This is a genomic window from Zymomonas mobilis (genome assembly GCF_006715975.1).
Classification (GTDB): Bacteria; Pseudomonadota; Alphaproteobacteria; order Sphingomonadales; family Sphingomonadaceae; genus Zymomonas; species Zymomonas mobilis_B.
The window spans coordinates 52,018-77,019 of sequence record NZ_VFOF01000001.1 but is presented as its reverse complement, the minus strand read 5'-3'; the positions used below and the strand labels follow the sequence as shown (position 1 = coordinate 77,019).

Genomic DNA, 25,002 nt, shown 5'->3' with positions numbered 1-25,002 from the left:
GTAGGTAATATAAAAAAAGCCCCTGCAAAACGCAGGGGCTTTTTATTTGATGGCCTGACAATCGAAGGCCATCTCGACATAGTGTCTGGATTAGAAATCCATACCACCCATGCCGCCCATACCACCCATGCCACCTGGCATAGCCGGGGCTGGTTTATCTTCTGGAAGGTCTCCAACAGCAGCTTCGGTTGTGATAAGCAAACCGGCTACAGAAGCAGCGTCTTGCAAAGCAGTACGAACAACCTTGGTTGGGTCAATAACACCGGTTGCAGCCAAATCTTCATACTTTTCAGTCTGAGCGTTGAAACCGATTTTGTCATCATTGCCATCAATCAGCTTGCCAGCAACAACTGCACCGTCAAAACCAGCATTCTCAGCAATCTGACGAACCGGAGCCTGCAAAGCACGGCGAACGATATCGATACCACGCTGCTGGTCTTCATTGATGCCATTCAGACCTTCAAGGATCTTCGTTGCATAAAGAAGAGCCGTACCACCGCCAGGAACAATGCCTTCCTGTACAGCTGCACGAGTAGCGTGCAAAGCATCGTCAACGCGGTCTTTGCGTTCTTTAACTTCGATTTCGGTTGCGCCACCGACTTTAATCACAGCAACACCGCCGGCCAATTTGGCGACGCGTTCTTGCAGTTTTTCGCGATCGTAATCAGAAGAAGTGGCTTCAATCTGAGCACGGATGGCTTCAACGCGATCCTTGATAGCAGACTGATCACCAGCACCATCAACAATCGTAGTGTTTTCTTTGGTAATGGAAACGCGTTTTGCAGAACCAAGCATGTTCAGCGTAACGTTTTCAAGCTTGATGCCGAGGTCTTCAGAAATCAGCTCACCCTTGGTCAGGATAGCGATATCTTCCAGCATGGCTTTACGACGATCACCAAAACCAGGTGCTTTAACAGCAGCAACTTTCAGACCACCACGGAGCTTGTTAACAACCAGAGTTGCCAAAGCTTCGCCTTCAATGTCTTCCGCAATGATCAAAAGCGGACGACCAGACTGAACAACGGATTCCAAAATCGGCAGGATGGACTGCAGATTAGAAAGCTTCTTCTCATAAATGAGAATGTAAGGGTCAGCCAGTTCAGCGACCATTTTTTCTGGGTTGGTAATGAAGTAAGGTGACAGATAACCGCGGTCAAACTGCATACCTTCAACGACATCCAGTTCGAAATCGAAGCCTTTGGCTTCTTCAACCGTGATAACGCCTTCTTTACCGACTTTTTCCATTGCTTCTGCAATGCGACGACCAACTTCTTCGTCACCATTGGCAGAAATAATACCAACCTGGGCAACTTCATTGAAATCGGAAACGGGTTTCGAACGGCTGCGGAGGCTTTCAACAACTTTGGTTGCTGCCAGGTCAATACCGCGTTTCAGATCCATTGGGTTCATGCCAGCTGCGACGGATTTCATACCTTCGCGAACAATAGCCTGAGCCAGAACCGTTGCGGTTGTCGTACCATCACCAGCAAGATCGTTGGTTTTGGATGCAACTTCGCGGAGCATCTGTGCGCCCATATTTTCGAACTTGTCTTTTAGTTCGATTTCTTTGGCAACGGACACGCCGTCTTTGGTGATACGAGGAGCACCAAATGCTTTGTCTAAAACAACGTTACGTCCTTTAGGACCCAAGGTTACTTTAACGGCATCTGCAAGGATATCCACACCGCGCATAATCCGTTCGCGTGCATCACGCGAAAATTTTACGTCTTTCGCAGCCATTTAAATTCTCCAGCTTAAGCGTTCCTGATTTTGTTTTTCTATGCATAACAAAATGACAAGAATACTAATAATAGTAAGTAAGCGTTAAACGACGCCCTGCTATATGTCAGAAAAGAATCTTAGCTGATAACGCCAAGAATATCGCTTTCCTTCATGATGAGGAGGTCTTCACCATCAACCCGGACTTCGGTGCCTGACCATTTGCCAAACAGAACCCGATCACCCGCTTTGACGTCCAAAGGAACAACTTTACCGTCTTCGCTATGAACACCGGTACCGGCGGCGATAACTTCGCCTTCCTGTGGTTTTTCCTTGGCCGTATCGGGGATAATGATGCCGCCAGCTGTTTTTTCTTCAGCAGCAACGCGACGGACTAAAACTCGATCATGTAGCGGACGAAAATTCATATTTTCACCTTTTCCCTTGCGAAAAGTATGGGGAATTCTTTCTGGCACTCTCCCTTGTGAAGTGCCAATGTCCCACATATGGGGTAGTATTTATGAACGTCAAGCGGCCAGAAAAAAAATTTAGGAAAATTATTCCTCTATTTTCTATTTCAAATCTCTGACCGAATTCCCGCAATATATGCTCAGCTATATTTAAATTCTGAAAATCAGGATATCTCTATCATTCTGTGTATCTACGATGTGTGATTCAAAATGCTGATTACTAGGCTTGTATAAATTTTGCCTTGCAATTTTTGGTCATCAAGCTTGACTCTTTTTTATGGCTCAGGCTCAACAAAGCATACAATGCTGAATTTAAGGAGCCCAAACGTTGAAATTCTTGCGGCTGTTCTGGAAAATGCTGGTCGGCATAAAAGATGTGCTTGCCCTCATTCTACTAGTTTTATTTTTTGGTACTATTTTTATAGGTTTATGCTTAACCAACAAAAATATTGCTATTTCGAACCGAAACCTAGGGGCCTCTGCTGCGGCTGATGGCGCTCTACTGATAGATTTTTCCGGAAACTTGGTCGAAAAAACGGAGGGCACCAGTTTTCTAGATCTTGTTCAAGACAAGGGTAGCCAAAACGAAATCCTTCTGAGGGAAGTTGTCTACGGTTTAGAGCAAGCGGCCCATAATCCTAAGATTAAGGCGGTTGTTCTTGATTTATCTGATTTTTCAGGCGGTGGCCGTGCTGCTATAAACTCCGTTGATAACGCTTTGGATAAGGTAAGATCCGCTGGCAAGCCGGTCCTTTCTTTTGCGGGCTTCTATAATGATGCCCGTTATAGGATCGCGGCACATGGTAGTGAAATATGGTTACCTAATCTGGGTGAAGTTGCCTTATTGGGCGTTGGTGGTAACCAGCTTTATTATAAAGGTTTGCTGGATAAGTTAGGTGTTGAAACCAAGATTTATCGGGTCGGTCGTTTTAAATCTTTTGTTGAACCCTTTACCCGTACGGATCAGTCTCCAGATGCAAAAGCCGCTAACCAAGCACTGGCTGATTCCTTATGGCAAACAACTTTACAAGATATAAGCCATGCTCGACCCAAGGCTCATATTTCAGAATGGGCTCTTAACCCGACCAGCTTTCTAAAGGCGGGTCACAGCTTTGCAGAGCTTGCCCAATCTGCAGGTATTATTGATCATGTCGGAAATTCGATTGATTTTGGGAATCGTGTTGCTGCGATTGTCGGTAAAGATAAGCAGCCTGGGAGCTTTAAAGCCGTTTCTCTTTCGTCTTTTATCGGAGCGAACCCGCCATCTTCCACAGGAAGTGCAATCGGTGTTGTTACAGTTTCCGGTGAAATTGTTGATGAAGAGACTCGATCTGGTCAGGTGAGTGGTTCTACTATATCCTCTCTTATTCTTGATGCTGTAACAAAAGGCGATATCAAAGCCTTGGTTGTCAGAGTAGATTCTCCAGGTGGTTCAGTCTCGGCTTCTGAACAAATGCGTTCAGCAATTTTGGCCGCAAAAACCAAAGGCCTACCTGTTGTTGTTTCAATGGGATCGGTTGCGGCTTCCGGTGGCTATTGGATATCGACACCCGCTGATAAAATTTTTGCAGACTCATCCACGATTACTGGCTCTATCGGTGTCTTTTCACTTATTCCAACATTTCAGCAGACACTCCACAAAATTGGCCTTTCTGCTGATGGGGTAAAAACGACACCTTTATCTGGTCAGCCCGATGTCTTCCGAGGAACCACAACTGAGTTCGACCAACTGATGCAGTTCGGCGTGGATACGGTCTACGATCATTTTACGTCGATTGTTGCTACCTCCAGACATTTACCTTTGACTAGAGTTCGGGAAATTGCTGAAGGGCGCGTTTGGTCAGGCGTGGATGCCCAAAAAATTGGTCTTATTGATCAGTATGGCTCTTTACAGGATGCTGTTTCAGATGCAGCTAAAAGGGCACATCTTGATCCATCACATACGCATATGCAGTTTATTGATGAGGAACCGTCTTTCTTTGAAATGATATTGAAGAATGTTTTCCAGCATCAGTCTTCAGATGCCAAAATAGTGGCTCAAAATCCTAACATGGATGCCTTCGGTTCTTTAGCCGGTAGTAGCCAAGCGAAACTGATACAAATGGTTGCCGCTATGAGACATATTGCACAGTCATCAACCATGCAGGCACGCTGTCTGGAATGTAATATTGATGTTAAACCTACGTCGGAAGATAAATATCTTGCCGACCGTTTAATGGCTCAAACAGCTTTGCATCCTTGATCCATTCGATGGTGATGAATTGATTAAGGCGGAGGAAGAGATTTCTCCGCCTTTTTTTATCCTTTAAATGTGAGTAACTCTGATCCAAAATTTTGGTTAGGAAACCACATTCTAAAACCAATTCAGGGCCATCTAACTGTTTTTGATAATTTATTCTTGCACTGTCTTGCCTAAAAGCGCTTTTCGTAGAATAATTTAAGCAATATTTTTAAAGGCTGAATTCGCATTTATGGATGCCTCTTCTTTGCTCTCTCGACATTTGCCGTTATCGGCACGACCCTCTCCGTTTTTTGCTATGTCGGCAGAACGACAGGACTTATTCTTTTCATTGGCATTAACGGCCTTACCACGGCCAATGATCAATCCTTTATGTCGGATGATAATTGCTAGACTTGAGCATCGTATCCCTGGTCTGAAAGACCGGCTGCGTCCTCTTGATGGTAAAAAAGTTTTTATCCAACCGAAAGATTTGACTGTCGGATTCTTATTATCTTTCTCAAATGGACACCCTCATTTAACAGCAACATCTCCCGAATTTTTTTCAACAAGAGATGATATCGATGCGCATTTAGAAGCTTCACTCGAAGTTTTTTTCGTTTGTTGCATGGCGAAAGCGACGGTGATGCTCTCTTCTTTTCTCGCGATCTAAAAGTCGATGGGGATATGTCTGTTGTTGTCGCTCTTCGAAACGCGATGGATGGGGTAGGAGAAGATCTATTACGCGATGTCTTTTCTCTGCCTGAACCATTCCGTCATTTGTTCAATCGTGCAGGAGGGATCGCCAATCGATGTCTTGATCGTATTATTGATCCTTTCTTGAAAAAAACGACTAGGCTCGCAGAACATCTAGCTGCGATGCAAGCTGAGATTGATATTTTGCAGCAAAAGGCTTCCCTAAAAGAAGCAGCCTCAGTTAGCGACAGTCCTGTCTTTGCAACAGCAGATCATCTCAAAAATACGCCTGACGTTGCGACAACTCCAAAACAAGCCATAGAGTTATTAGCACCAGCAGGGACACCTGCCGCATTAAGGGCTGCAGTTGATGCCGGAGCTGATGCTGTCTATCTTGGCTTTCGCGATGAAACAAATGCGCGGAATTATCCTGGATTAAATTTTAGTCGAGATGATCTGAAAGCCGGCTTGGAATACGCTCATGAAAGAGGGCGGCGTGTCCATGTTGCTATTAATACTTATGCTGCTGCCGGACATATGGATTCATGGTATAAAGCAATAGATACCGCAGCTGAATTAGGTGCTGATGCCTTGATTATGGCAGATATGGGGCTGCTATCTTATGCCAGTCAGCATTATCCAGATTTGTCTCGACATCTCTCTGTCCAAGCTGGGGCATCTACTCCTGCCGCAATTCAGTTCTATTATGAAATGTTTGGTATCAACCGCATGGTTTTGCCAAGAATGTTTACTCTTGATGAAATCGCGGTCTTGAAAGAAAAAGCTCCGATCGAAATAGAAACCTTTATTTTTGGTAGCCTCTCTCCAATGTCAGAAGGTCGCTGCGCCCTTTCTGCATATGCGACTGGGCGGTCACCTAATTTATGTGGCGTTTGCTCTCCAGCTGAACATGTTCGTTATAAAAATCAAGATGGCGTTCTGGTCTCGCAACTGGGTGATTTTATGATCAACCGTTTTAACGAAGGTGAATCCGCTGGATATCCGACTCTTTGCAAAGGGCGCTACATCCCGGAGGGAGGCGAGGCCTCTTATCTTTTTGAAAAACCGGAATGCCTGAATGCTGCCGAGTATATTGCTAGTTTGCGAGCAGCCGGTGTTACTTCATTTAAAATCGAAGGGCGGCAGCGCAGTCGTTTTTATACAACTGAAGTCGTTTCCTGTTTTCGGGCCTTGTTGGATGCGGAAGCTTCAGGAAAATCTGTTGAGAGCATGCCGGATGTTCTTAACAGATTACGTAAATTGGCCGAGGGTGGTGAAGAAACCCGCGGTGCATACCGGAAGGGGTGGCGATGAATAACTCAAAAAACGACCATTTATCCTTGGGCCCGGTCATGTTCCCGTGGCCAGCAAGATTTCTGCGCGATTTTTATTTTCGTATTGCGGATGAAGGTGATGTTGATAGCGTTTATTTGGGGGAAGTAATTTGTTCAAAGCGCTCTCCCTTCTTAAAACGCTATTTATCTGAAATTACCGACCGCCTTCATAGGGGCGGTAAAAAAATAATTTATTCTTCCATGGCATTAGTCGGAACTGCCGATGAAGTGCATGCTATGGAAGAACTAGTCGAAAATACCCAAAGTGTTATCGAAGCTAATGATGTTAGTTTAGTTCGTTTACTACAGGGTAAACCTCATCATTTAGGGCCTTTTGTAAATATCTATAACGAAGGTGCTCTTGATTTTTTAACGCGATTAGGTGCTGAAAAAGTCTGCCTTAATCCAGAGCTTCCGGCCACGGTAATAAAAGAACTCGCTTTACGAAGCGCTATTCCTTTAGAAGTTATTGCTTTTGGTCGCTTACCTATTTCTATTTCGGCACGTTGTTTTGATGCCCGCGCCAAAGGGCGGAGCAAGGACAATTGTCGTTTCGCCTGTCTTAGCCATAAAGACGGGCTGACCATCAGTACTTTGGAAAAACAACCGTTTCTCACTGTTAATGGTATGCAAACGCTAACTTATGGTTGTGGTAATTTAATACAGGCGCTTCCTGAATTACAGCAGGTTGGTATTCATAGCTTCCGGCTTTCCCCGCAATCAGGAGATATGGTTGCAACAGCAGAGCTATTCAGAAAATGTTTGGCTGGGCAAATTGAGGCAAAGGAAGCAACTGATATTTTAGCCAGTCTGCATCCCGAAATGCCTTCTTTTGCAAATGGCTTTTTGTACGGTCAACCAGGTCATAAATTTATTACCGATGGTCCTGTCTTGAATCCTGCCCCAGCCTTATAAACGAAATCTTTTATGATGAAGCGGCTATGCCTCTCTGTCTGGAAGCTCATGACTATATTGAAAAATGAGCCTGTGCAGTCCAGCGGGCGCCAAATCCTCTTCCTTTTCTTGTGATGCGGTTATGACGCCTTTTTCATCAAAACAAAGGAAGACATAAGGCGTATGGCGTTCAGGACTAGGTATACTGATTGCAGGAATACTTGGCCGATGATCTCCAAAAAAAGCTAAAATAGCCCGTTTTTTCGCTTTTTTGAAATAGTCGATCAGATCCCCCAGCATCTTGTCGCTGCTTTCTGCATGGCGGATATAGGAAACCAGTAACGCTTCTGGTGTCGCTTTCCCATCTGCATCCCATGGTCCATGATTTTCCATCGTTACCGTATAAATAAAAGTAGGTTGTCGGCTTTCTTCTATGAAACCTGTTAACTTTTTACCTAACGTTACATCATCTACGTAACGCTGACCTTTTTTAGGTGATGAAAAATAATCCAATCCGACTAATCGAGAAAATCCAGCGGAAGGCATAATATCGTCACGGTTATAGAAACGCATGTCATGGGGGTGAACGAAAATTGCATGATAACCATCATGCTTTAGACGGGCAGATAAGGCGTAGGTGATTTCTTTTTTTGCCGTCATGAAAGGGTCAAATTGTCTAAACCCTAAATCCTTTTCTTCTCGTCCGAATAAAACACCATATTCCGTTCGCATTGTATATGCGCCAAACCCGTTAACATGCAATTTTCCTGTCTTCCATGCTAATTTACGAGCCTCTTGTAAGGCTGGCAAAGGGGCTCTTTCTCCTTCATGGGTAAGGTCTGCTGGATCCATGAAAGATTCGCATTGAATAACTATAACGATTTCGGGTTTTTTCGAAGATTCTCTCTTCTCTTCAATAATGGGAGGGAGCGATAGAGGCATGGGATCTGGGCTCTCTCTCCATCGCTGCCAATATAAAAATAAGACAGCAACCATTCCCATTTTTTTTACATCTTTTTCTAACGCTGGCTCTGGGGCTAATTTACTAAAAGGTGGAATTTTGAAAATCAGCAAAAGAACGAGCGCATCTATGACAAAGAATAGAAATCCTCTTAGATGTGCAGAAAATTCTCTATTATTAAAAATAACAAAAAATATAATAAGGGTGGGCGTTACTGTTGCTAATAACCAGCATGTTAAAGAAGAAAGTGCAGTTAAATAAAAACGTGGGTGACGTACTACAGATACTAAAACAAGAAAATCTGAAAATATTAAAGGCTCTCCTAGCATTTTATATTTTGCATTGGAGATAGCCATTAGAGCTGATTGTATGGATAAAGTAATAATCGAAGATAATAAGGCATTACCTGATAAAAGTAGAAAGAAACTATATACTGCCGTTATAACTCCAGTATGAAGAGTTAGACCACAACAGCTTCTTCTGCCGTAGGGTAGGGTATAATGGTCTATTATAAAGCTCAAAATAAGGGTTGCTGCCAAAAACAGTAGATCGTTTATCACTTTAGATTACTGCCTTAAACTACGGTGAACTCGAAAATCAGCTTAGGAATGGAAGCCTCTATGGGCTGCTATTTTGGTTCTGTCTATGGCCTAAGATGTAGGAAAATGTTCTGTAATGTCTGACTATTGCAGTAACACATCATTTCATAATAATTCTTCTGAATAGTAAACAGATTGTGAAATTTTTGCCATAATGTGCATAAATACCCTATGAACAGGGCTATTAAATTCGGTCGTTCCTTACTATCAAAGATAGTCGAGTAACGAATTATATAGTCGTTTTTTTAAGCAAAATAAGAAATAGTTTTGCTTGTGTAGCGTAAGTGAAAGGGGCCGTATGGCCGGAATCGTCCTTCAATGCTTAGTCCTAAGCAGATATTCCATCAGGCTAATTCAAGAGAACACAAACCATGTATGAATATCGGAAGACGATTGTAGAGAGCGATAATGCGCCCTTGGTTGCTGCACCTGCTAATCGAGTGGCTCTCCCCAAGCGGAATCTCTTATTATTACAAGGCTTGATGGGCCCTTTATTTCGGCGTCTTGGGCAGGCTTTAACCAAACACGGTTATACCGTTTATAAGATCAATTTTAACGGTGGAGACCGTTTCTTTTGGCGCTTACCCAATGGTATCGATTTCTGCGGGAATGAAGAAGATTGGCCCATCTTCTTTGAAGAGACCTTAAAAAAACGAAATATTACCGACGTTGTTCTGTTTGGTGATTGTCGGGCGCTTCACCGGGCAGCTATTGACGTCTGCCGCAAACTTCATATTCCTGTGCATGTCTTTGAAGAAGGTTACATGCGGCCAGATTGGGTCACGCTTGAGTTGGGTGGAGTCAATGGTCACTCTTCCTTACCAAAAGATCCCGAGTGGTATAAAGCTGAGGCCGCAAAGCTTCCTCCCATCCCAGAACATCAGCCAGTCCCGTCTTCTTTTGTTCGACGGGCATATGAAGGCGTTGCTTATAGTCTCGCCACAGCAGCGTTAAAATGGCACTATCCTCATTGGAAAGATTATCGGCCTTGGCCTCCGCTTGTTGAAGGGGTTGGTTGGTTGAGACGTTTATGTCGCCGTAAAAAGGCGCAAGCACGCACTGATCTTTTGCTTAATCGGCTTGAGCAAGAACAGACAGATTATGTGTTATTTCCCTTGCAGCTAGATGGTGATTCTCAGGTTAGATTACATTCCCCCTTTAACGGTATGTTAGAGGCTATCGAATTGGTTCTTGGTTCATTTGCACTTCATGCACCCAAGCACCTCAGATTAGTTATCAAAGAACATCCTCTTGATAACGGCGTTCGAGACTGGTGGGCTGAGATACAGATAATTGCTGATCGGCTCGGAATAACAGGTCGCATTGATTACATGGAACGGGGCGATATTGCGCTAGTGACCCAAAAAGCGCAGGCTTTGGTTACTATCAACAGTACCTGCGGTACTTTGGCTTTAAACTGTAATGTTCCAGTTATTACGCTGGGGCATGCGGTCTATGACATCGAAGGTGTCACTTATCAGGGAAATCTCGACGATTTCTGGGCAAATCCTGGTAAGCCTGATCAGGAAATTTTCGAAGCTTTTCGACGGGTTCTAATTGAACGCTGTCTTGTCGCTGGCGGCTTCTTTTCCGAAGAAGCCTTAGAAAAAGTGATGAAAGGCGTTCTGACTAGGTTGCAATCAGCTTGTCCGATCGAGCCAGGGCTTGTTCGGGATTTATCTTCTTTTGCTACCCCGTCACGTGCATCCTCTTCAAAACGCATAAATACGGCAGTTGATCAGCGAAACATCGCTTTCAAACGGTCATAAATTTAAAAAAAACTATAGGGGTCAACGTCAACTGTAATACGTATAGAGGGCGGTATAGAAAGAGAAGCGAGCCACTTTTGAATAACTTTTTGTACCGGAGCTGTCCGCTTGGCTTGGATCAAAAATCGATAACGATAGCGTCCCCGCAGCTGTAATAATGGGGCAGGGGCGGGGCCAAAAATTTCAACTCCCTCTACTTCTGGTTTTATCTGCCCTAATTTATGACCCAACGCTTCGACTATTTCCTGTTTTTCTGAAGAAATAACCAAAGCCACATACCTTCCAAAGGGAGGCGCTTCGGTTATTTCTCTAATTTCCAGTTCTGTTTGATAAAATTGTTCGCGATCACCTGAGACTAGAGCCTGAATAACAGGCATGTCCGGTTCATAAGTCTGAATAAAAACATGCCCATCCAGCTTACTTCTACCCGCTCGTCCGGCGACTTGAGCGATTTGCTGAAAGCTATGCTCGGACGCTCTTAAGTCGCCTCCTTGCAAAGCAATATCGGCATCGACAACCCCAACAACGGTTAGCCGCGGAAAGTGATATCCTTTGGTAATAAGTTGAGTGCCAATAATTATATCAATAGCCCCCTGATCCATCTTTTCGATAAATTCGGCGGCCTGCTTGGGTGTCGCTAATGTATCTGATGTGATGGTCTCAATTCGAGCATCTGGAAAAAGCAATGTGGCTTCCTCTGCAATTCGTTCGACACCTGGACCGCATGCAACAAGACTATCTGTCTTTTGGCATTCAGGGCATTTGTCTGGCACTGGCATTGTAAACCCGCAATGATGGCATATCATTTGCCCTTGGTGGCGATGTTCGACCATCCATGCTGTGCAGTGAGGGCATTGAATACGATGGCCACAATTCCGACAGAGTGTCAGAGGTGCATAACCTCGGCGATTTAAAAAAAGAAGTCCTTGCTCATGGCGTTCTATCGCTTCAGTTAGCGCTTTAATCAAAGGTGGTGCCAGCCAGCGCCCTTTCGGCAGCGGATATTCGGCCATATTAATAGCATGGATCGTCGGTAATCCCGCCGAGCCGTGCCTCTCTGGCAGTCGAATTTCTTGATAATGCCCCAATCGGACCTGCATCACGCTTTCCAGTGCAGGTGTTGCCGATGCTAGAATAACAGTAATATTATCAAATTTTGCTCGCATGACCGCGACATCTCGCGCTTGATAACATACGCCATCTTCCTGTTTGAAACTGGTTTCATGTGCTTCATCTACAATGATCAGCCCCATGGATTTAAAAGGCAGAAATAAGGCTGATCTTGCACCAATAACGACTTTTGCTTCCTCCGTTAAAATAGCTTGCCAGTTTTTCCTTCGACGGGCTTGCGACAAATCTGAGTGCCAGACGACTGGCTCACAGCCAAAGCGAGCTTGAAAGCGATTTAAAAAAGGTTCTGTTAATGCAATCTCGGGCAACAGTATAAGAGACTGTTTTCTCTCTCTTAAAGCTTGGGCAATAGCCTCAAAGTAGACTTCTGTTTTTCCAGAACCTGTTACTCCATCCAATAAAAATGTTTTAAATGTTGCCTTCTTTATAGAGGTTTTTAGCAGCTCTGCTGCATGGCTCTGCTGTTTCGAAAGAATCGGCGGATCAAAATCAGGGTCAGGTAAAGGTAATTCTATTCCTGAATCGCTTTTACTCTCGGCTAGGTAGCCCAATTTTATTAGCGACCGAATAACGGCCGCTGATACGTCTGCTTTTTCAGCAAGTCTGCTGACAGATCCTTTTTCATCTGCCAGTTTTTCTAAAGCTTTTTGCCGTAAAGGGGTTAACTTTGGGGAAATTTGCTTAAGCACATAGTAATTTTTAGTTTGTTTAGTTTCTATAGCTGCGGGGGAAAGCGGTAATCCCATGCGAAGGACAGCGCCCAATGGAGCCATATAATACGAAGATACCCACCGTATCAGTTTCCTGTAAGATGAACTTGCCGCCGGAAAATTATAAATTTTGCTAACCGGACGTAGCCGATTATCTGCGATTTCGTTTTGATTGAGCGCTCTGTCTTCCCAGACCATTCCCAGTATCTGCCGTGGCCCTAGAGGAATGCGTACAATATGACCTAATGAAACGGCTTCTTCTTCTGGAAGGCTGTATGTCAGAATTCCTAAAGTAGGATTGGTCGTCAGAACAGAAATGCGACGCTTCACGTAAAATTGTATCCGCTATAATAAATTATCCAAAGTTTTTTATACTCGATTGCTATGCTCGCATGCAAAGGCTTCTCTTCTCAAAAAAATAGGCAGGCTGGAAAGCCTGCCTGTCAGTATAACATTTTTAGTAGCATGATCTCATGGATACGTAATCGCCGATGTAAGGATCCCACTGCATCCGGGTATTACAAGCTGCATAGTAACCGCCGCCGTAACCGCCACCACCGTAGTAACCTGCACCGCCATCATAATAACCGCGATTATAGGAACCGTTAGCAATGAGCGCGCCTGTCATCAGGCCTAATGCTCCCATACCGAAAGCTGCGCCCGGTCCCCAGCCGCCTCGATTATGTCTTGGACCATCCCAACCACCACGGGGACCACCCCAACCGCCAGGGCCTTGCCCCCAGCCTCCGCGTCCGCCGGGCCCACCTGGGCCACCTGGACCTCCACCATGATGATGTGCCAAAGCCGGAGAAACAACGGTCACTGCCAATGATGATGCTGCAACAGCTGTTACAAGTAATCGCCAAAAGTTTTTTATCATTACTGCCTCTTTTCCAGAACAAAATCTGTGTCTGAACAAAGACCGGAATGGCATAATCACGAGCTTTGTTCTGATTAAACACATTATATAATATAATATGTGAATGGGCTTAGAATGTTCCGTTCATTCGTAATTCAACTAAAAATATATCTCTTTTTAACTTTTGATATATTTTAACTTTTTATCTTCTTTTTTTGTCGAACTATCCTTGTTTTTAATAGTTTTTATTATAACATTAAGTAATATTATCCTAATTCCTATTGGTTTGAGGTGTCGCAATATGAGCCGTCTACTTACTGCATCTCTTTTTATGTTGTTGGCCATCTCGCCAGCGAATGCGTTGCCTGCACCTAAAATAACAATAACAAATTTTGATCAATTGGCTCATCCATTGCCAATGCCTTATAATGAACAGCTTAACGCGGAAAAAGCTGTGGCTGCGGCTCGTACCAAAGCAAAAAAGATGCATAAATTGCTCTTAATTGATTTGGGCGGTAACTGGTGTCCTGACTGCCGTATCCTAGGAGGTATGTTCGACCAGCCAGATTTAAAGCGGTTCATGGACAAATATTATGAAATCGTCACTATTGATGTTGGCCGTTTTGATAAAAATCTGTCTATCCCTGCTCATTATGGTCTGACTGACCGGCTGAAAGGCGCACCGACATTATTGGTTGTTGATCCAAGAACAGACAAGCTTTTAAATGGAGGTCATGTTACAGCTTTAGCCGATGCCCGTTCCATGACACCACAGGCTATAGCCGACTGGCTAGCGCAATGGGTGCGCTAGACATCCTTGTTTTGCGACAGCACATTATAAATAGCGGTTGTCAGGCTGTTTAATTCTTTGGGGGTAATCGTAAAGGCTGGGGTGAGGTAAACGATATTAAGGAAGGGGCGTATCCAGACGTCTTGTTGCAATAGTCGGCTTTTTAGCTGATTTATGTCTGTTGTTTCTTTTAATTCGACGACCCCAACAGCACCCATAACTCTTACATCTTTTACGCAGGATAGCGCTCGGCAGGGCGCAAGCTCTTCTAACATTTGTTGAGAAATCTGAGCAACCTGATCCAGCCTGTTTTCTTTCTCAAATAGATCAAGAGAGGCATTAGCACAGGCGCATGCTAGAGGGTTGGCCATGAATGTTGGGCCATGCATTAATGCATGAACGGGATTATCTGACAGGAATGTTTTAAATATCGATGTTGTGGCTACGGTTGCGGCTAAGGCCATAGTGCCACCGGTTAATGCCTTTGAAAGCGTAATGATATCAGGTGTTACACCAGCTTGCTCACAGGCGAACATTGTGCCCGTCCGTCCAAATCCAGTAAAAATTTCATCAAAAATAAGTAATAAATTATACTTATTTGCGAAATAGCGGAGTTTTTTTAATACTTCTGGCGAATGGAACAGCATTCCACCTGCACCTTGTATCAATGGCTCGACAATAATCGCGGCAATCTCGCGATGATGCTGCTGTAAAAACAGCTCAAGATTTGCTGTCTTTTCCTCATTTTTGGGCAAATCAACAATGTAATGTTCTGGTAAGATACCCGTAAAAAGACTATGCATACCCTCTTCTGGGTCGCAAATCGCCATTGTCGCCATGGTATCACCATGGTAACCACCCCGAAAAGCCAGCAGTTTCTTTCGCTTCTTCTCGCCTTTGTTTAGCCAATATTGCATGGCCATCTTTAAGGCAACTTCTACCGCAACTGATCCAGAATCACTGAAAAAGACATGGTTGAGATTTCCTGGCAGCATATCTGATAACCGACTTGCCAATCGTAAAGCCTGTTCATGAACAATACCCCCAAACATGATATGAGGCATCTTTCGAAGCTGCTCTTCAGCCTGTTTTCGGATATAAGGATGGTTATAGCCATGGCATGCTGTCCACCATGATGCGATCCCGTCTACTAGCTCTCGTCCATTGGCTAGATAAATGCTGCTTTTTTCTGTCGCAACCGCAGGAACAGGCGCTGTCATTGTTTGCATTTGGGTATAAGGTAACCAAATGTGGGAAAGCCCTTCTGTAAGCCAATCGGGATTCTGCATAGTTGCTGCCTTGCTAAACTTTTAATCTTCAAAATTGTATAAGGGGTCGATTAACTGAAATGGGCTTTCATGACGCGCTTTGATCATTATTTCCATCAGGCTCTTCTTGGCCTCTCCCAACAAAAGTTAAGACGGGCACTCCATAGTATCAAGCCCGAAGATGGAGCGATGGTTAACCATGTTTCCGATAGCAAACTCTTATGCGATTTTTCTTCAAATGACTATCTAGGGCTTTCTGCCCACCCTCTTTTAAAAGAGCGATCGCAATTATTGACTGCTCAATTTGGAGCAGGGGCTCGTTCTTCACGTCTGGTTTCTGGAACCCTACCGGCTCATTTTCAAGTCGAAAGTAAAGTTGCCAATTTCAAAAATAAAGAAGCGGCCTTATTGTTCCCATCTGGTTGGCAGGCCAATGCCTCCGTATTGCCCGCTTTATTTAGGCTTTCTTTTGAACAGACAGGCCATAAGGCTCTTGTTTTTACCGACAGGTTAAATCACGCTAGCTTGCATCATGGTTGCGCAGCTGCAGGTGTTCGGCAAATTCGTTTCCGTCATAACGATCTTTCCCATTTAGCAGCATTGCTTGAAAAACAAAAACAGGCATCAGGTCTACGCTTTATTATAACAGAAAGCGTTTTTAGTATGGATGGCGATCAGGCCGATATAAGGCGTTTAAGGCAGGTTGCTGATCAGTATGATGCTTTTCTTTACGTCGATGAAGCCCATGCCACTGGTATTCTTGGTACAAATGGACAGGGATTAGCTGGTGGTAACCATGGTGCTGATCTTGTCATGGGTACATTTAGTAAAGCGCTCGGTTGTTTTGGCGCTTATATTGCAGGGTCAAAACTTCTATGCGACTGGCTTTTGAATAGCTGTTCCGGTTTTATCTATAGTACGGCTATTCCCCCTTCAATGCTCGGCGCAATGGATGCGGCCTTAGATATCGTGCCAACTTTATCAGAAAGTCGTCGCCAATTAGCTGCAAAATCTGACCTGATACGGAACATGTTCCAATCTATGGGCTTAGATACGGGCTTGTCTTCTACCCATATTATTCCCGTGATCACAGGCGATAACGAAACGACTTTGTCTGCTGCAGAATATTTAAAAAGCCAAGGCGTTTTGGCTATTGCAATTCGCCCACCAACTGTTCCGTCTCATTCTGGCCGCCTTCGCTTTGCTTTAACCGCTCTTCATGACGAAAGCATGTTAGGGCATTTGTGTCAGGTTATGGGAACATTAGCACCTTCTATATTGGCTAGGCGGGCGAAATGAAGACATCTCGCTTTCTTTTTGTGCATGGCTGGGGATTTGATCGGAATTTCTGGACATCACTACGTCGAGCGATGGGAAACCATGAAGGCCACAGTCTTGATTTTGGCTATTTTGGTCAGGCTGATTTAGATTATGACTGGTCAGAGCCATTTATTGCTGTAGGCCATTCTCTTGGCCTATTATGGTTATTAAACCAACCCCTAGCAGCTTGCTCGCGACTAGTTTCAATCAATGGTTTCTCTCGTTTTTCTGCAGATCAAAACTGGCCTATAGGCATCCCTAAACGGTTAACAGAGAGAATGCAGACAACTCTTCACAGGGATGCAAAGAAAACGGTTTCTCAATTTTATAATAGACTGGGCTTCCCTACAGATAACGCTGAAAGAATTTACGATTTCATGGCCTTGAATAAAGGGCTTGAATGGTTGATGACACTGGATAACCGGCATATCAGCCAAGAAATGGCTTCAAAAATATCCGTTCTTGCCAGTGATAATGATCCAATTGTGCCTGTTTCTCTAACCGAAGCCTGTTTCCCTGATCCCATCTCTATTCAATGGCAAAAGGGTGGCGGACATTTGCTTCCATTAACAGAACCGGATATGTGCGCCCGTTTTATCCGTGATGTGGCACTATATACAGAATGATCAATCCAGACCGTAAAATCAAAATTATAGAGCGCTTCAGTCAGGCCTCCGGTTATGATCAAGCGGCATCTATTCAAAGGGTTGTCGCGAAAAGATTAGCGGACAAGATAAAAACATCTTTTCCTGACCATTCTGTTCGACCAATTAAAATATTAGAATTTGGCTGCGGCACTGGCTTTTTAACAGAAGAGCTAATTCATCTTTTTCCAAAAGCAGATATCACAGTATCGGATATTTCTGCTGATATGCTTGGCCGAGCAAAAGCAAAATTCGGCAAGGCTCAAACAAATACAGCCTCTCTTACTTTTGAAATAATGGATGCAGAGAATCCTCCCGAGGATTCCTTTTATGATTTGATCTGTTCCAGCCTTAGTATGCAATGGTTTACCAATCGCAGAGAGAGTCTTTCCCGTCTGGTAAAACAGCTCAATCCCAATGGCTGGCTCTGGGTTTCAACCCTATGTGATCAAAGCTTTCATGAGTGGCGGCGTCTTTATAATTTAAAAGAATGGGCTTGTCCTATTTTAGCCTGTGCCGAAGTCAGCCAGCTAAAATCAGATTGGCCTGTTTGTGGGCATGGAGAATGGGTGGCTGAAAAAATTATTGACTGTCCCGAAAACGGCTTAGACTTTCTTCGACATTTAAAAAAGATAGGGGCCTCTTTACCTCAAGATTCCGTTGCCTCATTATCTGCACCTAATCTCAAGACACTTTTAAAGCTTTTTGATCAGGGGAATAAAAAAATCACCTACCATATAGGCTATGGCTCTTTTGAAAAGATGCCTCGAAAAGGTGTGTTCGTTACTGGTACAGACACAGGTATCGGAAAAACCTTGGTCTCTGCTTGCCTCATTAAAGCTTGGAATGGCGATTATTGGAAACCCTTACAAACAGGGTTAGCCGAAGAGGAAGGGGATAGTGCAACGGTCACACGACTGGCTAATTTATCTTCTGATCGGATAATCCTACCGGCAATAACCTTGTCAGCACCATTGTCGCCCGAAGCCGCCGCGAGACAGGAAAATCGCGTAATAACCGAAAATGATCTTTCTTTTCCTCCGCTTTTTTCCTCTGCTCCTCTTGTAGTAGAAGGCGCCGGCGGCTTAATGGTGCCGATAACGGCTGAAAAAATGATGATCGACTTCATTCAAGATTGCAAGTTGCCGGTTATTCTGGTGGCAAGGAGTGGATTAGGCACCATCAATCATACGCTTCTTAGTCTGGAAGCACTCCGTCTTAGAAAGATCCCTATTGCAGGCGTTATTTTAAGTGGCGCTACAAATTATGAGAACAGACAGGCAATCGAAAATTACGGTAAAATAAGGGTACTCGCAGAAATTCCCTTACTTGATAGGATAGATCCTGAGCAGGTTGCCGCTATTGCCAGCGAAATGCCCGCTTTTGATGATATTATCTAAGTCTTACAAAAAAGCTTATCATAGGCGATTGGGTTATGAATGAAGTCGTAACAGAGGACGGACATCCCGCACGGCGAATTGCTGCAGAATGGGAACAGCATTTGCAATTCTCCTTACGGCGTTCACTGCATAGTGTTCGGGCTTATATGGCAACAGCTCATCGCTTTATCGGTTTTTTAGGTTCTCATCGGGGAGAACGCATTGATCGAGATGCGCTTCATAAAGTCGATATTGCAGAAATTCGTGCTTTTTTAGCCGATCGCCGCCAATCTGGTTTAGCGAATAGCTCTGTTGCGCGCGAAATTTCTGGAATGCGCGCATTCTTGCGTTTTGCCGGTGTCGATCCTGTTCCTACGATAAAAGGCGCAAGAGTAAAGAAAAGTGTGCCTCGGCCTCTATCCCCACAAGATGCCGTCGCCTTAGCCAGAGAAGTAAGTGAAGAAGCCTCTGAAGACTGGATAGAAGCACGTGATCTATCCTTGCTTCTGCTTCTTTACGGCTCAGGTCTTCGAATTAGTGAAGCCTTAAGCCTGACCGCTGAGATATTACCGCTTCAACCAACTTTAAGGGTAATGGGGAAGCGCTCTAAAATCCGGATTGTGCCGCTACTGGAAAAAGTCAAAAAAGCCATGGAAGAATATGTTCGGCTTTGTCCTTTTCCTTTTTCAGATAAAAGCCTCTTTTTTAGAGGCGCCAAAGGTGGGGCTCTCTCTCCCGATGTTATCCGGCGGACGGTGCGTAAAGCACGCTATCATCTCGGACTCGATAACAAAGCAACCCCGCATGCGCTTCGTCACAGCTTCGCATCCCACCTATTAGGGCGCGGGGTTGATCTCCGGAGTCTCCAAGAATTGCTAGGCCATGCCAGCCTTTCTTCTACGCAGATATATACTGCTGTCGATGCCGCCCATTTGCTTGATGTCTATCGGGCAGCTCATCCCCGCGCCGAGAATAAATAGAAAGCCTTATTCCTTGGGGCTATTTCAATTTATTTTCGATCTTGTCCCAGATCATGCCTGCAATATCGCTGCCATCAAATCGATCCATGGCGACAATACCTGTCGGCGAGGTGACATTTATTTCGGTCAGATAACCGGCGATGACATCAATGCCAACAAAGAGCAGTCCTTGTTTAGCCAATTCAGGGCCCAAAATATGGCAAATTTCTTTTTCTTTTTCGGTTAAAACTGCGGCTTCTGCTGTTCCACCAACACCTAGATTGGATCGAATTTCACCTTGGCGTGGGACGCGGTTAATAGCACCAGCTACCTCACCATCGACGATGATAATCCGTTTGTCACCCTTGCTGACATCTGGGATAAAGGCTTGTGCCATATAAGGTTCGCGCCAGACTTCCCCAAACAGTTCAGATAAGGCTCCAATATTTTTGCCATCCTGCCCGATATAAAAGACAGCAGATCCCGCATTGCCATAGAGCGGCTTTACGACAATCTGATGATGCTTTTTATGAAATGCACGTAACTGTTCAACATCACGTGTAATCAGTGTCGGCGGCATGAACTGGGCAAAGTCAAGAACGTATAATTTCTCGGGGGCGTTCCGTACTGCGGCGGGATTATTGACGACCAAAGTGTTTTTAGTAATCCGCTCCAGCAAATGGGTCGCGGTAATATAAGCCAGGTCAAAAGGGGGGTCTTGCCGCATCAAAACAACATCGATGTCGTTTTCTAAATCAATCTCTTCTGCTGCACCGGCTATAAAATGAGAATCTTGAACCGCATTCACCTGAACCGGATGCGCTTTCGCAATAACGCGACCTTCTTTATAGCTAAGATCCGAGGCCAGATAATGCCACAGCTTATAACCCCGTTTTTGGGCTGCCAGCATAAGAGCAAAGGAAGAATCACCGGCAATCTTAACCGATTCTAAAGGGTCCATTTGAACCGCGACTCTAAGATTCACCGTAATATCTCCCAAAATACATTTTCTTATTCAGAAGTGCCTCTCTGCTTCAGTCATTTCAAGCTATTAAGTCGAAAATTCTAATTCTTTAGAGGCGGTGGTCTTGATACCTTCTCTGATAGTTTTTCGTAAAAAAGCCTATTTTGAAGAATATTTTCTATTTTTAGATGAAATACAGGATATATTGCTGCTGCAGTCACAAAAATGAATAAAAAATCTTTGGAGGATCTTTGAGCAAAAGAGCCATATTCCCCTGAGAAAGCCATAAAAATAATGGCCTTCTCAAGAGCATTAATATCAAATTTTATCTTATGAGGTTTTAGACGTTAAAGCGGAACAGCATGATATCACCGTCATTGACGACATATTCTTTGCCTTCCTGACGTAACTTACCAGCTTCACGTGCACCTCCTTCGCCACCGCAAGCGATGTAGTCATCAAAGCCAATGGTTTCCGCACGAATGAAGCCGCGTTCAAAATCCGTATGGATAACACCTGCGGCTTGCGGTGCTTTAGAACCTTTAGTCACTGTCCATGCACGCGCTTCTTTCGGGCCAACTGTGAAAAAGGTGATCAAATCCAGCAAATCATAACCTGCACGGATAATTCTTCCCAACCCCGTTTCTTTCAACCCCAGATCAGACAAGAATACCGCCCGATCTTCGAGCTCCATGGTCGCGATTTCAGATTCAATAGCGGCTGATACGATAACGGCTCGTGAGCCCTCTGCTTTGGCGCGCTCAAAAATTTTGGCTGAAAATTCGTTGCCTTCTGCAGCAGAGGCTTCATCAACATTGCAGACATATAAGATCGGTTTAGCCGTAATTAGCTGAGCCTGAGCGAAGTGGCGTTCTTCATCAACATCTTTAGGCTTTGTCAGACGTGCGGGCTTTCCATCCCGTAACAATTCAAGCGCTTGTCCTAAAACGCTTGCTGCCGCTTGGGCTTCTTTGTCCCCGCCGTTGGCTTTTTTCTGAAGATTGGGAACTCTTTTTTCTAAGCTTTCAAGATCCGCTAACAGCAATTCAGTCTCGATAATTTCTGCATCGGCGACTGGATCGACTTTACCTTCGACATGCGTGATATCGTCGTCTTCAAAACAACGTAAAACATGAACGATAGCATCAACTTCACGGATATGCCCTAAAAATTGATTGCCTAAACCTTCACCCTTTGATGCTCCGCGAACCAGACCTGCAATATCAACAAAGCCTAGCTGCGTTTCGACGACACGTTGAGAATTGGCAATTTTAGCAATCTGGTCCAAACGAGGATCAGGAACCGCAACCTGGCCGACATTAGGTTCAATGGTGCAGAACGGATAATTGGCAGCCTGCGCCGCGGCGGTTTCTGTCAGCGCATTGAAGAGGGTCGATTTACCGACATTAGGCAAACCCACAATACCGCAACGAAAACCCATTATTTTATCCTTCTATTTTAAAACCCGTTTAATAGGCACAAGGCCGTGTCAGGACTGACGAGATAAAGCGATTTCACTCATAAAACGGGCATCATCACCGTTTGCCAACCATGGAGACGCATGATTGATAGCGCTCAACATATGGGCAAGGGCATCCGTTTCGCTTTTGGCATAATTACCAAGCACATAACCGTGGACGCGAGATTTTTCTCCGGGATGTCCGATACCTAATCTTACCCGACGGAAATTTTCTCCGATATGGGCGATCGTTGATCGAAGACCATTATGACCGGCAGCGCCCCCGCCTCTTTTTACTTTTACCCGCATTGGGGCAATATCTAATTCATCGTGAAAAACAGTGACATCTTCAGGCGTCAATTTGTAAAAACGCATAGCCTCTCCGATCGCACGACCACTTTCATTCATAAAAGTAGCCGGTTTTAAAAGAAGGATACGTTCTTGATCAATTTGGCCCAGGGATGCTTGACCTTGAAAAGCTTTCTTCCACGGAGCAAAATGTTTTTCACTGGCGATAACATCCGCAGTCATAAAGCCTACATTATGCCGATTAAGTGCATAAGATGTCCCGGGGTTACCAAGACCCGCCCAAATCTGCATTCTGCTCCACCTAAAAATCAATGGCCTAATAGTATGGAATAAAGGCCCGCCTGCCTTTCGGCAGGCGGAGCACTCTTATTCAGACTTTTCAGCTTCTTTCTTTTCAGCAGAAGCTGCAGAAGCGGCTGCCGCAAGGGCTGCATCAGCTTCTTCATCTGCCGTGCTCTTCATGCCTGATGGGGCAATAACAGTAGCAGCAGTTGATTCATGTTCACCATGAGCCAGTTCAGCGCCTTCCGGCAGCTTGATCTGATTCAGATGGATAGAATCGCCGACTTCAAGGCCAGCAACAGAAACAACGATTTCTTCCGGAATCGCGGTTGCTTTGACCTTCAGTTTCAATTCGTGATGAATAATGTTGAGAACACCACCCAGCTTCATGCCAGGAGATTTTTCTTCGTCAACATAGGAAACTGGGATAGCAACTTCGATCAGGCTGTTTGCGCTGACGCGAAGGAAATCTACATGTAAAACCCGATCGGTCACCGGATGAAACTGGACATCTTTCGGGATGGTCGGCAGTTTCTTACCATCAACCGTGACAGTGACGATGGAGTTCATGAAATGGCCGGTGTTTAACATTTTAAACAGGGCAATATGATCAACGGTAATAGCCAAGGCAGGCGTCTTGTCGCCATAAATAACAGCAGGAACAAGGCCTTCGCGACGGATAGCGCGGGAGGCTCCCTTACCAGCCCGGTCGCGCTTTTCAGCCAACAGGTTGAGCGCTTCGCTCATGTCAGTCTCCAAAATTTAAATTAAAAAAGGTAAGCCGCCTCCAGGGATGATCGGCCTACAGGAAGCAGCTCATAAAGGACGACACTCTTTCGGGCAAGTCGCTATCCAAAGAAAACGGCTGTTTTATGCATCATTATCTCGATTTTTAAGGTTTTTTTGCCTTGATGCGACTTTACTTGTTTGCCGTTTTTTCTTGTAGCTTTTTCAAGATAGAAAAAGGTGATGCTTTTTCTTCTGGAATAACCCCAGCCTGCTTTAAAATTTGATCTGCATCAGGATGACGGGGAAAAGCCGGTAAAACAAGAAGCAAGGTTTCTGCAATTGCTTCGCCAAAATCAATCCGGTTATTATTATAAAAGAGTGTATCGCAGTCGTCTGGCGATAACTCAATTTCTTCTTCTGTCGTCTGGTCGTTTCCTTCTGGTTTGAAATGCAAGGAAAAATCCTCGTCAACCGTAATAGGCAGAGGCAGGCCAGTCGCAGAACAGTTCTGGATGACCGATGCCCGAATTTGTCCATGGGCAATAACGGTTGTCCCTTCACGATAGAAATCGAGATCGGCTTCTAGCGAATCTATCGCTTTCAGAGAAAATCGTTTGGCGAGTGCCAACTTTTCTATGTCATTTGCTTGCAAGCTAGTATGCTGCGCTTGCTCGCTAATATGATTTAAGCTAAAAATACGTGAAAATTCTGGAGATACGGATGTATCCATCGGGTCTCTCCCGAAAAAAAGGAATGAAGGATCTGTTGAATTAAACTTTTTTTCGGTTTGTCCAAATCGAAAAAACACTCTAATCAGACAGAATGTGGCTGTTGTCTGTAATATAGTTCAATATATCACCCCATTAAGGGGAGCAGTTGAATTTTTCATACATTTTGCGGATAGCCTTTGTTCCAGACAAAGGCATACGGAGTACATATCTCAATATGACCATTAACCGGTTGGGAAAAAAAGGCAAAGCAGGCATTCTTCTTATGCTGGCCGGCTTGTCTGTCGGGTGCACAAGAATACGTGACCATAGGGGTTACATGGTCGATAAAGCCATGGTTCAGTCTGTTTCTCCCAGTGTGGATAATCGGCAATCCGTTGAAAAGACTTTAGGCCGCCCCACGTTTGAGGGCGAATTCGATCCTAACGTTTGGTATTATATTAGCACCGATACAAAACAGCTCGTTTTCTCTCTGCCCAAAGCCTACAAGCAAAATGTTTTGGCTATCTATTTCGATCCCAGAGGCAATGTTGCCCGTGTCGAAACGATGGGGCTTGAACATGTTTCCCATATCCGTCCGATCAGAGATCAAACCGCTACACTAAGTATGCATCGTGGCTTCTTTGCTGAACTGTTTAATAACGTTGCGGCAGTTGGCGGTATGGCTGGTATGACTCCTGTTGGGGCTGGACCTGGTGGTACTACGCCTTAGAGGTCAGAATTCTTTCCGGCTTTTCTATATCTATAATTTTCTTAATTTGATCTGGTAATCGTGACTGTCAAAAAGACCAAAGCCACCAAGCGTGTTTCT

The 25,002-nt window shown here is 44.5% G+C and carries 22 protein-coding genes; 11 read left to right on the top strand and 11 right to left on the bottom strand.

What is annotated here, in order from left to right; all coding sequences use genetic code 11:
• Positions 1–90: 90 nt before the first annotated feature.
• Together groL and groES are read right to left on the bottom strand one after the other, a co-directional pair.
• Complete coding sequence (groL, locus tag FBY58_RS00360; RefSeq protein WP_141918841.1) at positions 91–1,740, bottom strand: chaperonin GroEL; 1,650 nt, start codon at positions 1,738–1,740, stop codon at positions 91–93.
• 119 nt (positions 1,741–1,859) lie between these two features.
• Positions 1,860–2,147 carry a co-chaperone GroES gene (groES, locus tag FBY58_RS00355; protein WP_141918838.1) on the bottom strand — a complete coding sequence of 96 codons (288 nt, stop codon included), beginning with the start codon at positions 2,145–2,147 and terminating at the stop codon, positions 1,860–1,862.
• A 397-nt stretch (positions 2,148–2,544) separates the two neighbouring features.
• Here groES and sppA point away from each other — a divergent pair, with 397 nt between their 5' ends.
• The 4 genes from sppA (at position 2,545) to FBY58_RS00340 (ending at position 7,352) form a co-directional block, all read left to right on the top strand.
• Positions 2,545–4,431 carry a signal peptide peptidase SppA gene (gene sppA / locus FBY58_RS00350; protein ID WP_260432170.1) on the top strand — a complete coding sequence of 629 codons (1,887 nt, stop codon included), beginning with the start codon at positions 2,545–2,547 and terminating at the stop codon, positions 4,429–4,431.
• A 229-nt stretch (positions 4,432–4,660) separates the two neighbouring features.
• Positions 4,661–5,080 carry a hypothetical protein gene (locus tag FBY58_RS09410; protein WP_260431984.1) on the top strand — a complete coding sequence of 140 codons (420 nt, stop codon included), beginning with the start codon at positions 4,661–4,663 and terminating at the stop codon, positions 5,078–5,080.
• Entirely contained in the window at positions 5,029–6,417 is a 1,389-nt protein-coding gene (locus FBY58_RS00345) for a U32 family peptidase (protein WP_311768039.1), read from the top strand. The genes FBY58_RS09410 and FBY58_RS00345 overlap by 52 nt, the downstream gene beginning before the upstream one ends.
• Positions 6,414–7,352, top strand: coding sequence for a U32 family peptidase (locus FBY58_RS00340; protein ID WP_141918834.1), 939 nt, complete (start codon positions 6,414–6,416; stop codon positions 7,350–7,352). Before FBY58_RS00345 ends, FBY58_RS00340 begins: the two co-directional genes overlap by 4 nt.
• Positions 7,353–7,376: 24 nt before the next feature.
• On the opposite strand, the gene FBY58_RS00335 is transcribed toward FBY58_RS00340, so the two are convergent.
• Positions 7,377–8,852: an LTA synthase family protein gene (locus FBY58_RS00335; RefSeq protein ID WP_141918832.1), complete on the bottom strand. Its 1,476-nt coding sequence runs from the start codon at positions 8,850–8,852 to the stop codon at positions 7,377–7,379.
• 410 nt (positions 8,853–9,262) lie between these two features.
• Between FBY58_RS00335 and FBY58_RS00330 the strand changes: the two genes are divergently transcribed.
• Positions 9,263–10,660 (top strand): capsule biosynthesis protein, encoded by a 1,398-nt coding sequence (locus FBY58_RS00330; RefSeq protein ID WP_141918830.1) that lies wholly within the window; start codon positions 9,263–9,265, stop codon positions 10,658–10,660.
• Positions 10,661–10,662: 2 nt separating this feature from the next.
• Here the strand turns inward: FBY58_RS00330 and FBY58_RS00325 are convergent, their stop codons facing one another.
• Complete coding sequence (locus FBY58_RS00325; RefSeq protein WP_141918828.1) at positions 10,663–12,831, bottom strand: primosomal protein N'; 2,169 nt, start codon at positions 12,829–12,831, stop codon at positions 10,663–10,665.
• Positions 12,832–12,958: 127 nt separating this feature from the next.
• Positions 12,959–13,381, bottom strand: coding sequence for a hypothetical protein (locus FBY58_RS09300; protein ID WP_185738157.1), 423 nt, complete (start codon positions 13,379–13,381; stop codon positions 12,959–12,961).
• Between the two features lie 280 nt (positions 13,382–13,661).
• Here FBY58_RS09300 and FBY58_RS00315 point away from each other — a divergent pair, with 280 nt between their 5' ends.
• Positions 13,662–14,171, top strand: coding sequence for a thioredoxin family protein (locus FBY58_RS00315; protein ID WP_141918825.1), 510 nt, complete (start codon positions 13,662–13,664; stop codon positions 14,169–14,171).
• On the opposite strand, the gene FBY58_RS00310 is transcribed toward FBY58_RS00315, so the two are convergent.
• Complete coding sequence (locus tag FBY58_RS00310) at positions 14,168–15,439, bottom strand: adenosylmethionine--8-amino-7-oxononanoate transaminase (RefSeq protein WP_141918823.1); 1,272 nt, start codon at positions 15,437–15,439, stop codon at positions 14,168–14,170. The two genes, FBY58_RS00315 and FBY58_RS00310, sit on opposite strands and share 4 nt — an antisense overlap.
• Before the next feature lie 69 nt (positions 15,440–15,508).
• Between FBY58_RS00310 and FBY58_RS00305 the strand changes: the two genes are divergently transcribed.
• Genes FBY58_RS00305 through FBY58_RS00290 form a run of 4 tightly spaced genes read left to right on the top strand, consistent with a single transcriptional unit; the run spans position 15,509 to position 19,741 of the window.
• Positions 15,509–16,717 (top strand): aminotransferase class I/II-fold pyridoxal phosphate-dependent enzyme, encoded by a 1,209-nt coding sequence (locus FBY58_RS00305; RefSeq protein ID WP_141918821.1) that lies wholly within the window; start codon positions 15,509–15,511, stop codon positions 16,715–16,717.
• Positions 16,714–17,364, top strand: a complete 651-nt coding sequence (locus FBY58_RS00300) for an alpha/beta fold hydrolase (protein ID WP_141918819.1) — start codon at positions 16,714–16,716, stop codon at positions 17,362–17,364. The genes FBY58_RS00305 and FBY58_RS00300 overlap by 4 nt, the downstream gene beginning before the upstream one ends.
• Entirely contained in the window at positions 17,361–18,782 is a 1,422-nt protein-coding gene (gene bioD / locus FBY58_RS00295; RefSeq protein WP_141918817.1) for a dethiobiotin synthase, read from the top strand. The genes FBY58_RS00300 and bioD overlap by 4 nt, the downstream gene beginning before the upstream one ends.
• Positions 18,783–18,817: 35 nt before the next feature.
• Positions 18,818–19,741 (top strand): tyrosine recombinase XerC, encoded by a 924-nt coding sequence (locus FBY58_RS00290; protein WP_141918815.1) that lies wholly within the window; start codon positions 18,818–18,820, stop codon positions 19,739–19,741.
• Between the two features lie 19 nt (positions 19,742–19,760).
• Here the strand turns inward: FBY58_RS00290 and gshB are convergent, their stop codons facing one another.
• The 5 genes from gshB to FBY58_RS00265 form a co-directional block, all read right to left on the bottom strand.
• The gene (gshB, locus tag FBY58_RS00285) at positions 19,761–20,705 is read right to left on the bottom strand and encodes a glutathione synthase (protein ID WP_141918813.1); all 945 of its coding nucleotides are present in this window, start codon (positions 20,703–20,705) and stop codon (positions 19,761–19,763) included.
• Between the two features lie 319 nt (positions 20,706–21,024).
• Entirely contained in the window at positions 21,025–22,125 is a 1,101-nt protein-coding gene (gene ychF, locus FBY58_RS00280; RefSeq protein WP_141918811.1) for a redox-regulated ATPase YchF, read from the bottom strand.
• Positions 22,126–22,173: 48 nt separating this feature from the next.
• Positions 22,174–22,743: an aminoacyl-tRNA hydrolase gene (gene pth, locus FBY58_RS00275; RefSeq protein WP_141918810.1), complete on the bottom strand. Its 570-nt coding sequence runs from the start codon at positions 22,741–22,743 to the stop codon at positions 22,174–22,176.
• A 75-nt stretch (positions 22,744–22,818) separates the two neighbouring features.
• Complete coding sequence (locus tag FBY58_RS00270; protein ID WP_141918808.1) at positions 22,819–23,481, bottom strand: 50S ribosomal protein L25/general stress protein Ctc; 663 nt, start codon at positions 23,479–23,481, stop codon at positions 22,819–22,821.
• Between the two features lie 172 nt (positions 23,482–23,653).
• Positions 23,654–24,193 carry a DUF177 domain-containing protein gene (locus FBY58_RS00265; RefSeq protein ID WP_141918806.1) on the bottom strand — a complete coding sequence of 180 codons (540 nt, stop codon included), beginning with the start codon at positions 24,191–24,193 and terminating at the stop codon, positions 23,654–23,656.
• 215 nt (positions 24,194–24,408) lie between these two features.
• Between FBY58_RS00265 and FBY58_RS00260 the strand changes: the two genes are divergently transcribed.
• Positions 24,409–24,903: an outer membrane protein assembly factor BamE gene (locus FBY58_RS00260; RefSeq protein ID WP_141918805.1), complete on the top strand. Its 495-nt coding sequence runs from the start codon at positions 24,409–24,411 to the stop codon at positions 24,901–24,903.
• Positions 24,904–25,002 lie beyond the last annotated feature (99 nt).